This is a genomic window from Nostocoides australiense Ben110 (genome assembly GCF_001050535.1).
Taxonomy (GTDB): domain Bacteria; phylum Actinomycetota; class Actinomycetes; order Actinomycetales; family Dermatophilaceae; genus Nostocoides_A; species Nostocoides_A australiense.
Genome location: NZ_HG764815.1, coordinates 3,465,737 through 3,475,182 on the forward strand (window position 1 = coordinate 3,465,737; position 9,446 = coordinate 3,475,182).

The window sequence follows — 9,446 nt, forward strand, 5'->3', positions numbered from 1 at the left end:
ACACCGATAACACGTCGAGTGAACACGTTGTCCACATGTGGTGGCGTTGCGCTGGGGTTGCGGTGTTCACTCGACGCGCGTTACGTGTTCACTCGACGGGGGGTGGGGTCGTGCTCGCGCAGGAAGGCGTCGATCTCGTCCGCGGTGGGAGCGGTAGCCGGGCCGCGGCGCGTCACCTTGATCGCCCCGGCGACGTTGGCGCGACGGGCGGCCTCGAGCCACTCCATCCCGGCGGCGCGGCAGGCGGTCAGGGTCCCTGTATGGGTGTCGCCGGCGCCATTCGTGTCCACGGGCGTCTGCGGATAGCCGGGTAGCTCCGTAGTCACCCCGCCGACGTGCACCGCGCAGCCCTTCGGGCCGTCACGCACGATCGCCACACCCTCGGGCCGCAGCAAGGCGGCCACGGCGACGACGGATTCGGCCATGCCAGGCAGCCCCGTTACGTCCAAGGCCTCGGCAGCGTTTGAGGTCCAGACGTCCGTCATGGCGAGGACCTCAGTGCGCAGGGCCGAGTCGAGGTCGGCGAAGGCCGCTCCGGGATCGAGGACGACGACGACATCGTCGTGGAGACCGTGCAGCCACGCGACCAGCGGGTCACGCGTCATACCCACCAAGGAGAACCCGCTGACACACACGATGTCGCCCGGCTGCGGGTCGGAGGTCTGCAGGCTCTCGACGCTGATCCGCCGCTCCGCGCCCTGGGTGGTGACGAAGGTGCGCTCGGCCGAGGGTTCGATCATCACGAAACAGACGCCGGTGTCGAGGTCTGCGACCGGCGGCGCGGACCACGCGATGCCCTCGGCGGCCAGCGCCGACCGCACCAGGTCGGCGTTCGGTCCGGTGCCCAACGCGCCCGCGTGCACACACGCGGCACCCGAGCGCGCGGCGGCGATGAGAATGTTCACCGCCCCACCGGCATACAGGTAATGCGCCCCGGCCATGACGTTGCCGCCCCGCTCGGGCAACCCCGGCACCTCGACGACTTCGTCGACGAGAGCCTGGGCGGTGTGGATCACTCGGGGGGCCATGAGGGGTCATCCTCCCACTTGCGGCCGCCCCACCTCGCATGCGGCCAGGCCTACACCCGAGCGCCTGGCTATCCGCCCGCCTTGCGGCGGAACATCCGCTGGCCGCCCTCGGCGCCGCTCGCGTGATCCACCTTGCCGTGCTCGCTGTGGTCGGAGACGTCGACCTTGCTCCCGGCCTGCTTCTTCTCCAGGGCCTCCCGGAACTTCCGCTTCGTCTCCTCGTCGGGCAGCGATCGCTTCTCCGTGCTCATGCCCAGATCCTGCCATCGACACCGCTTCGCCCGCAGGTGTTTACCTCGCGAAAACGTGTCGGTCCCACGATGACCCCCCTGGCAACGGTAGAACTGGCACGACCCGGCCACGTATGAGATGGCCGGGTCGCCCTTTTGTCGGCCGACCGTGTCTCCCCTTTCCTGGCACGACCAGTAGCGCTCCGATGTTGCTCGATATGAATTTCTAGTCATTCCTTTAGACAGCGGTATGCAGTGGAATCGGGGCGAGGGTGGCCGGGGCCGCATACCCCCGGGGGCTGTTCCCGTCTGAGGAACGACCCTTAGCAGCGGGGCCCTGGCGCGACAGGCTCGGTCTCAGAGCAGCCGCAGCCACGGCTGACCACCAAGCGCAGTGCAAGGGAGCACAGATTGCCTACCGTCACGATCGAGCCCTCGGGTGAGGTGATCTATCTCGAGCCGGACGAGACCGTCCTCAGCGGCCTCTACAAGGCGGGATACGCCTACACCATCGGGTGCCGGCGCGGCGGGTGCGCGATCTGCAAGGTCGATTGCCGCGCGGGGGAGTTCCACTACAACCGGCCGATCGCCGACACCGTCATCAACGAGACGGAGCGCGCGGACGGCACCTGCTTGTCCTGCCGGGCCGTGCCCGACGGGGACATCACGATCGAGATGCGCGGCGAGAACGTGCGCCTCGTCAATCCCTTTCTGCGCCAGATCAATGAGAAGGCGCGACTGCGTGCCGAGGCCAAGCAGGCCGCGGACGCCGAGCGGCTGACCAGCACCACCACAAAGGAGTAACGGCATGGCTGTCATGCGCATGGGCTACGTGCACGCCCGGGTCACCGACCTGGCCGAGGCCAAGGAGCACTACGCCAACACCCTCGGGCTCTACGAGACCCACTCGGAGCCGGGCAAGGTTTTCTACAAGGGCTGGGACGAGTGGGATCACCACTCGGTCGTCCTCGAGGAGGGCGGCGTCGGGGTCGCGAAGTTCGGCTTCAAGGTCGAATACGAATCCGACATCGACGCCATCGAGAAGAAGGCCCAGGACTTCGGCCTGACCGTCGAGCGCATGAGCGCCGGCGACAACCTCGAGGTCTCCGACGGCATCCGCTTCACCTCGCCGTCCGAGCACGTCTTCGAGGTCTACCACTCGCAGAAGGTCATCGGCACCGAGGTCGGCACCCACAACCCGGACGCGTTCCCGCGCCACCTCGTCGGTGTCGGCGTGCCCGCCCTGGACCACGCGCTGATCCTCGCCGAGAACGTCCGCAAGATGGAAGACATGTTCAAGGCTGTCTTCGACTTCTTCCCGACCGAGCGCGTCCAGACCGACCTCAACGACGACGACGCCCACTTCATCGCCTCGTGGATGACCTGCAACAACCAGATCCACCAGATCGCCGTTCTCGAGGGCGAGCAGTCCAAGCTGCACCACTTCGCCTTCAAGCTCGACAACTGGGACCAGGTCGGCCGCGCCGCGGACCTGTTCTCCATGGACGACGTGCCGATCGACATCGGCCCGACACGTCACGGCATCACCCGCGGCCAGACGATCTACTTCTTCGACCCGGCGGGCAACCGCAACGAGGTCTTCGCCGGTGGCTACCCCGCCTACCGCGACCGGCCCATCAACAAGTGGACCCCCGATGCCATCGCCAAGGGCATCTTCTACCACGCTCGTGAGCTGAACGAGCGCTTCACCACCGTCTACACCTGATCGACCGTCCCGGCTCACGCCGGGCGGATCCAGGCGCCGGGGAGGGCGGCCACGGCCCCTTGCCGTCCTCCCCGCAACACCTCTCAAATCTGTTGTGCCACGGGGCGATGCCGCCTGCCCTGATCCAGGAACGACATGAACGACACTCCCCTCATCGTCAACCGCCCGCAATTGACGTATGCCGCGGCCCGGCTCGCATTGGATGCTGCAGTCGCCGAGGCCGAGCGCATCGGCGGCGCCTTCAATGTGGCTGTCGCCGACACGGGCGGGGTGCTCCTGGCCTTCGCCCGGATGGACGGCGCCTTCGCCGAGTCGGGAGCCATCGCCAGGGACAAGGCGTGGACGGTCGCCAGCTTCGCCGGCTTGCCGTCGCGAGCCCTTTACGAGGCGATCGAGGCGGAGCCGGCCGTGCGCGACGGGATCGGGGGCCGGGACCGAGTCGCCGCCTTCGGCGGTGGTGTCCCGATCCGAATCGACGGTGCCCTCGCGGGGGCCGTGGGGGCGTCGGGTGGCTCGGCGGCGCAGGACGAGCAGGTCGCCCAGGCCGGAGCCGACGCCGTGATCGCGGCATACGAATCCGTTGCGAAAGAAGGCCGTTCATGACCCCGTTCATGCTGCGCGTTGCCGAGTATGTCGGTGCTGACGAGGACGAGATCGACCACATCGTCGCGCCCATGCCGGCCACGCGGATCAGCCAGAAGATCGCCGCCAGTCACGGCGCCGACAAGCAGGTCGCGATTCGATCGCTTGCCGAGCAGCTCGTGTGCGAGGCCAACGCCGTCCTCGGTCACGCGAGCGACCACCTCACCCTCACCGACGAGACGCTGCCCGACGAACTCGCCTTCGAGGTCGGCTTCCGGGGCCGCGCGGCACGGGTCTCGACGACCTTCGCCGACGGCACGGCATACGGCCGGCTGGTCGGTGACGGCTTCGAGAGCGAACTGCCGCAGGAGCTGAACAGCGCCGACGACGTGCCCGATCTCCTCATGCGCCTGATCATCGAATCGGGCACACCCCATCACACCGTAAACGGCTGATAGCAAGCAAAAGTTATTTCAGGACAAAGGAGTTCACGTGCAGATCGAACTGCGCACCCAGGTCATCGAGCCGCAGCGCAAGACCTTCACCCACATCAGCGACCGTTACGGCGACCGACCCTCCACTCGTTACGAAGAGGGCACGATCGACCTGCAGAGCACCGTCAACTACCACTACAAGCCGCTTTGGGCTCCGGACAAGGACATCTACTCCCCGGACTTCAGCGAACTGAAGCTGGCCGATCCCTACTCCTTCATGGACCCGCGGCAGTACTACTACGCGCCCTATGTCACCGCCCGCGCCGACCTACACGAGGCCTTCGGATCCACCCTCGGCTACCTCGAGAAGCGCGGCCTGTTCGAGCGCCTGCCCGAGGCCTGGGGCGGAGTCCTGCAAAACGTCGTGTTGCCGCTACGGCACTATGAGGCTGCGGCCCAGATGATCTCGGCGTATGCCGGCCGTTACGGCTGGGGCACCTCCATCACCCAGTGCGCGTCCTATGCATCCTTCGACCGGATCGGCAACGCCCAGATCCTTTCCCGCACGGGCATCTCCTACGGCGGCGGCACGGCCGAGCCGCTGGCCCTGGCCAAGACGGCGTGGCTCGAGGACGACGCGTGGCAGCCGATGCGCAAACACGTCGAGCAGATGATGGTCGAGCAGGATTGGGGCAAGTCCCTCGTCGCCCTGGACGTCACCGACCGGATCATCTACCAGTTGCTGTTCGTCCACCTCGACGACGCGGCCATCACCTCCGGAGCCGGCTCCTACTCCCTTGTCGCGCAGCACCTTTCCAGCTGGTTCGCCGACCAGCGCAAGTGGCTCGACGCGCTCTACAAGGCGTGGGTGGCCGACCCCGAACACGGCGCAGCCAACGCCGCCACCATCGCCGCCGTCGTCGACACGACCATCGCCACCGTCCGCGAAGCCATGGCGCCGGTCGCCGCCGCAGCCGACTCACTCATCGACGCGGGCACCACGGACGCCCTCTCCGCAGCCGCCGACCAGGCGCGCGCGGCATACGTCACCCTCGGCGCCGTCAAGGAGAACTGAGCAATGACCACCATCCCCGCCGCCGAGCGCCCCGTGGGCGTCGACATCCAGGAGAACGAGCAGAACCGGGCGGTCATCGAAGCGATCGAAGCCGACAACCCCGAGGCCACCGTCCGGCACATGCCCGGCATGGTCCGCGTGCAGTCTCCCGGCAAACTCGTCATCAACCGCGAGTCGGTCGAGGAGCGCATCGGCCGCGAATGGGAGACCCACGAGTTCCAGCTCGCGATCATCTCCTACTTCGGCCACATCAAGGAATGGGACGACGACCAGATCCTCATCGCCTGGGACCACTGAGTCACCCCACGAAGTGTCCTCGCTCGTGCCTCGCTGCGGTACGTCGCGGGGACCCCGACAAAGTCCAACGACCCGTGTCGACCTCCTGAAAAGACTTGAGAAAGAGGCAATTTCATGACTATCGCACCGAAGGCTCCGCGGAAGCTGAGCATGAAGGACCGCTACTCGGCGCTGACGCGTGACCTGGACTGGGAGCCGTCCTACGTCAGCCCCGACGAGCTGTTCCCGCAGACCAAGTTCGAAGGCATCATCATCCACGACTGGAGCAAGTGGGAGGACCCCTTCCGCCTCACCGTCGATGCCTACACCAAGTACCAAGCGGAGAAGGACAAGCGGCTGTATGCCGTGCTCGACGGCTTCGCGCAGAGCCAGGGTCACCTGAGCCTCACCGACGCGTCATACCTGAACGCGATGAAGCTCTTCATCCAGGGCATCGCGCCGAACGAGTACAACGCGCACCGCAACTTCGCGATGCTCGCCCGCCACCTCAACGGCGGCGGCCCGCGGTTCGCCGCCCTGTGCCAGTGCCTGGACGAGATCCGCCACGCGCAGACCGAGATCCACACGCTCGCCAACTACAACAAGTACTACGGCGGCTTCCACTCCTTCCTCCACCAGCACGAGCGCGTGTGGTACCTCTCGGTGCCCAAGTCCTTCTTCGAGGACGCCCTCTCCGCCGGCCCCTTCGAGTGGCTCATCTCGATCGGGTTCTCCTTCGAGTACCTGCTGACCAACCTCCTCTTCGTGCCCTTCATGTCGGGCGCCTCGTTCAACGGCGACCTGCCGACGATGACCTTCGGCTTCTCCGCGCAGTCCGACGAGTCGCGACACATGACGCTCGGCCTCGAGGCGATCAAGTTCCTCCTCGAGCAGGACGAGCGCAACGTCCCGATCGTGCAGTACTGGCTCGACAAGTGGTTCTGGCGCGGCTACCGGCTCCTGGCCCTCGTCGCCCAGATGCTCGACTACATGCTGCCGCGCAAGGTCATGAGCTGGAAGGAGGCGTTCGAGCTCTACTTCGAGGAGCAGATGATGAACGGCCTCTTCCAGGACCTGGCCTACTACGGCATCCGGCCGCCATTGCACGTCGACAAGGCCATCCAGGAGAAGGAGTACGTCTCCCACCAGGCCTACTGGATCCTCTACCAGTTCGGCCACGCCGCCGCCTTCACCACCTCGGTGCCCACCGACGAGCACATGAAGTGGCTCGAGGAGCAGTACCCCAACACTTTCCCGACCTACAAGACGTTGTGGGAGAAGGAAAAGAAGAACATCGAGAACGGCGGACGCCACTTCATCCGCGGCTTGCCGCAGCTGTGTCAGGTCTGCCAGATCCCGATGGGCTTCACCGAGGCCGACGACCCCTTCGTCCAGGCGCAGCGCGAGTCGATCTTCGAGGGCGAGCGCTACAACTTCTGCTCCGACGGCTGTCAGTACATCTTCGATCACGAGCCGGTGAAGTACCGCCAGGCCTGGCTGCCGGTGCATCAGATCTACCAGGGCAATTGCGGTGGGCCGACGCTGCCCGACGTCCTGGAGTGGTACAACCTCAAGCCGGGCGACGGCGGGGAATACCTGGGGTCCATGGACCACCAGAACTGGCTGAAGTGGCACGGCGAGGCCGACTCGGCCGAAGGCATCGACGAGGGCGACGCGGCATACGCCGGAAAGGGACACTGACATGACGCTCCACGACACCATCAGCGCTCCGGCGATCCACGCGCTCGGTGACTACAACCACCCCTCCCGCTCCGCCAAGGAGATCTACGGCGACGACATGTTGCTCATGGTCTGGTGGAAGGGCAACCCGTGGTTCGTGGCCGCGGCCTGCTGTCGCGTGCCCGAGGCCATGCCGTGGGAGACCTTCTGGGCCGAGGTCTTCGTGCCCTATCACGAGGAGGACCCGGACTTCGACGCCAGCAAGGGCTGGGAGCAGTTCGACTGGTTCCTCGCCGTCAATCGCACCGAAGCGCCCGTCGAGGTGGCCGCCGGCAAGTCCCTGGCCGACCTCGGCCTGACCCACAAGGCCGTCCTCGGCTTCAAGAACAAGTAGGAATCATGGCTGAGTCGTTCGTCATCACCGTTGAGCCGCTCGGCCGGCAGGTCGTATGCCGTGACGACCAGCCGATCCTCGATGCCTGCCTGCGCGCGGGGGTGTGGCTCCCACACTCCTGCACCCACGCCACCTGCGCCACCTGCAAGGTCGACCGGGTCGACGGCGACGTCGACCACGGGGAGGCAAGTTCGTTCGCGCTCATGGACTTCGAGCGCGAGGAGAAGATGCTGACCTGCTGCGCCCGGCCGCGCAGCGACGTCACCCTTGAGGCGGAAATCGACATCGACGAGGACATCGAGATGTTCCCCGTCGAGGACTATGTCGCCACGCTGGTGTCCAAGGACGAGATCGCCAAGGACACCGTGCGGCTCGTCCTGGAACTCGACCGGGACATGTCGTTCAACGCCGGGCAATATCTGAAATTCACTGTGCCGGCAGGTGATTCGGGCGATGCGGTGGACCGGACCTGGTCCATCGCCTCCCCGCCCACCCAGCCGCGCACGCTGGAGTTCCACGTCCGGCTCGTCCCCGGCGGGCGCGGCACCGACGGCTGGGTCTTCAAGGACCTCGGGGTCGGGGACCAGTTCCCGGTGAGCGGACCCTATGGCCGGTTCGTGCTGCATACCGGCCAGGACAACCACACGATCATGGTGGCCGGCGGCACCGGCCTCGCCCCGATCAAGGCCATGCTGCGGCACGGTCTGGAGAACGAGATGTATGAGGGGGAGATGACCCTCTATCAGGGCGGGCGGTCTCGGGAGTGGCTGTATGACGTGGACTACTTCCGCTCTCTCGCAGAGGAATACGACCAGTTCACCTATCGGCCGTGCCTGTCCGAAGAGACGGCGGAGGAGGTGGCTGCCGCCGGCGACGACCCCGCGGCATACGGCTTCGGCATGGTCACCGACGTCATCGCCGCGGACCACGCCTCGCTGTCCGGCTGCAAGGGCTATCTGTGCGGCCCGCCCCTGATGGTCGAGGCCGCCCTGAAGACCCTGATGTCCAAGCGCCTCTTTCCCCGCGACATCTATCGCGAGGAGTTCTTCAACGAGGGCGACAAGGCCGCCGGCGTCAACTCCCCCCTCATCAAGCGCTGACGCGGCGCAATTCCGAGGAGACTGACAGGTCAACGACTGCGAGCCATCTGGCCCGCCGAGCCTGCTCGAGAGTTCCCCTATGGGGTGGTCACCCCGGTTATGGCGCCGGCATACACGCCGACAATCAGGTCGCCGCGGCGTCGGGATCCCCGTACTCTCGAAGATGCTCCGAAGAGTACTGTGTGCGTCAGCTCTGGCGGCTCCCCTTCCAGACCCGGCACGGGCACGTCGTGTTGCGCATGAGGTCGATCAAGTCGAGCAGGTAGGTCCAGGGCTGGTCGATGCCGAGGCTTCGGCGGTAGGCGAGGAACTGCTCGACCGGACGGGCGATATCGGTCACGGGTTGATACCACGCGGCAGTGACGACGTCCTTGTCGACGAGCCCCTGAGAGAGATAGCCGCCCAAGGTGTCGTACAGCGCCAGCGCGTAGTTGACCTGATCCCACTCGGGGTCGCCAAGCTTCGGAAAGTCGCCATTCTTGGCCCCGACGTACAGCAGCTTGCGACCCCCTGCGGCCTTGGGGTCGATGAGCGCCTCGTGGATTCGCTCGAACGTTGCCAGCCGCGCGCTGCGCGAACTGTGCCGCAGGGTTGACCACGTTGCGATGGCCGAGGCAAGGAGCGCAATGACCGAGATGACGAGCGCCCAGGTCTGCGTGCTGTTTGTCATGGGCTGACCTCCTGGGCTGACGGTCGCAGGGGTGGCAGCGGCCCGTAGGTCTCGGCGGGCAGGCGAGTGATCTGGCCATTCAGCACGACATTCCATCCAAGCCACTGCCAGGCGTCCTCCGACGCACCGGCGAGCGTGCCAGCAACGTCGAACACGGCGACCTGTCGACCGGGCAACAGATAGATGCGGAAGCCGATCGGATCACCGGTGGTGGCGTCCCAGACCCGGACCGTGCCCTCGTCGCCGCCGGT

The 9,446-nt window shown here is 66.2% G+C and carries 13 protein-coding genes; 9 read left to right on the plus strand and 4 right to left on the minus strand.

What is annotated here, in order from left to right; translation table 11 throughout:
* Positions 1–80 precede the first annotated feature (80 nt).
* Positions 81–1,028, minus strand: a complete 948-nt coding sequence (locus BN11_RS16865; protein ID WP_048699497.1) for a PfkB family carbohydrate kinase — start codon at positions 1,026–1,028, stop codon at positions 81–83.
* 68 nt (positions 1,029–1,096) lie between these two features.
* On the minus strand, positions 1,097–1,279 hold the full coding sequence (locus BN11_RS16870; RefSeq protein ID WP_048699498.1) for a DUF5302 domain-containing protein: 183 nt from the start codon (positions 1,277–1,279) through the stop codon (positions 1,097–1,099).
* A gap of 390 nt (positions 1,280–1,669) precedes the next feature.
* Here BN11_RS16870 and BN11_RS16875 point away from each other — a divergent pair, with 390 nt between their 5' ends.
* The 9 genes from BN11_RS16875 to BN11_RS16915 all read left to right on the plus strand — a co-directional run bounded on the left by BN11_RS16875 (position 1,670) and on the right by BN11_RS16915 (position 8,525).
* Positions 1,670–2,062, plus strand: coding sequence for a 2Fe-2S iron-sulfur cluster-binding protein (locus BN11_RS16875; RefSeq protein WP_048699499.1), 393 nt, complete (start codon positions 1,670–1,672; stop codon positions 2,060–2,062).
* A 4-nt stretch (positions 2,063–2,066) separates the two neighbouring features.
* Positions 2,067–2,984, plus strand: coding sequence for a catechol 2,3-dioxygenase (locus BN11_RS16880; RefSeq protein ID WP_048699500.1), 918 nt, complete (start codon positions 2,067–2,069; stop codon positions 2,982–2,984).
* A gap of 135 nt (positions 2,985–3,119) precedes the next feature.
* A complete protein-coding gene (locus BN11_RS16885) occupies positions 3,120–3,587 on the plus strand; it encodes a GlcG/HbpS family heme-binding protein (protein WP_048699501.1) in 468 nt (155 codons plus the stop codon).
* Entirely contained in the window at positions 3,584–4,021 is a 438-nt protein-coding gene (locus BN11_RS16890; protein ID WP_048699502.1) for a hypothetical protein, read from the plus strand. The genes BN11_RS16885 and BN11_RS16890 overlap by 4 nt, the downstream gene beginning before the upstream one ends.
* 37 nt (positions 4,022–4,058) lie before the next feature.
* Complete coding sequence (locus tag BN11_RS16895; protein ID WP_048699503.1) at positions 4,059–5,075, plus strand: ferritin family protein; 1,017 nt, start codon at positions 4,059–4,061, stop codon at positions 5,073–5,075.
* Between the two features lie 3 nt (positions 5,076–5,078).
* Positions 5,079–5,372, plus strand: a complete 294-nt coding sequence (locus tag BN11_RS16900) for an MmoB/DmpM family protein (RefSeq protein ID WP_048699504.1) — start codon at positions 5,079–5,081, stop codon at positions 5,370–5,372.
* 114 nt (positions 5,373–5,486) lie between these two features.
* On the plus strand, positions 5,487–7,052 hold the full coding sequence (locus BN11_RS16905) for a ferritin family protein (RefSeq protein WP_048699505.1): 1,566 nt from the start codon (positions 5,487–5,489) through the stop codon (positions 7,050–7,052).
* Position 7,053: 1 nt separating this feature from the next.
* Complete coding sequence (locus tag BN11_RS16910) at positions 7,054–7,425, plus strand: phenol hydroxylase subunit P4 (RefSeq protein WP_048699506.1); 372 nt, start codon at positions 7,054–7,056, stop codon at positions 7,423–7,425.
* 5 nt (positions 7,426–7,430) lie between these two features.
* Complete coding sequence (locus BN11_RS16915) at positions 7,431–8,525, plus strand: NADH:ubiquinone reductase (Na(+)-transporting) subunit F (protein ID WP_048699507.1); 1,095 nt, start codon at positions 7,431–7,433, stop codon at positions 8,523–8,525.
* 187 nt (positions 8,526–8,712) lie between these two features.
* Here the strand turns inward: BN11_RS16915 and BN11_RS16920 are convergent, their stop codons facing one another.
* Both BN11_RS16920 and BN11_RS24180 read right to left on the minus strand, forming a co-directional pair.
* Positions 8,713–9,195 carry a hypothetical protein gene (locus tag BN11_RS16920; protein ID WP_048699508.1) on the minus strand — a complete coding sequence of 161 codons (483 nt, stop codon included), beginning with the start codon at positions 9,193–9,195 and terminating at the stop codon, positions 8,713–8,715.
* Positions 9,192–9,446: hypothetical protein (locus tag BN11_RS24180; protein ID WP_048699509.1), on the minus strand; the 255-nt coding region annotated here is incomplete at its 5' end. The genes BN11_RS16920 and BN11_RS24180, both read right to left, overlap by 4 nt.

Bases quoted from the DNA above. Each gene is read 5' to 3' on its own strand.
- BN11_RS16865 (WP_048699497.1), bottom strand. From the start codon at position 1,028: ATGGCCCCCCGAGTGATCCACACCGCCCAGGCTCTCGTCGACGAAGTC.
- BN11_RS16870 (WP_048699498.1), bottom strand. From the start codon at position 1,279: ATGAGCACGGAGAAGCGATCGCTGCCCGACGAGGAGACGAAGCGGAAG.
- BN11_RS16880 (WP_048699500.1), top strand. From the start codon at position 2,067: ATGGCTGTCATGCGCATGGGCTACGTGCACGCCCGGGTCACCGACCTG.
- BN11_RS16885 (WP_048699501.1), top strand. From the start codon at position 3,120: ATGAACGACACTCCCCTCATCGTCAACCGCCCGCAATTGACGTATGCC.
- BN11_RS16890 (WP_048699502.1), top strand. From the start codon at position 3,584: ATGACCCCGTTCATGCTGCGCGTTGCCGAGTATGTCGGTGCTGACGAG.
- BN11_RS16900 (WP_048699504.1), top strand. From the start codon at position 5,079: ATGACCACCATCCCCGCCGCCGAGCGCCCCGTGGGCGTCGACATCCAG.
- BN11_RS16905 (WP_048699505.1), top strand. From the start codon at position 5,487: ATGACTATCGCACCGAAGGCTCCGCGGAAGCTGAGCATGAAGGACCGC.
- BN11_RS16910 (WP_048699506.1), top strand. From the start codon at position 7,054: ATGACGCTCCACGACACCATCAGCGCTCCGGCGATCCACGCGCTCGGT.
- BN11_RS16915 (WP_048699507.1), top strand. From the start codon at position 7,431: ATGGCTGAGTCGTTCGTCATCACCGTTGAGCCGCTCGGCCGGCAGGTC.
- BN11_RS16920 (WP_048699508.1), bottom strand. From the start codon at position 9,195: ATGACAAACAGCACGCAGACCTGGGCGCTCGTCATCTCGGTCATTGCG.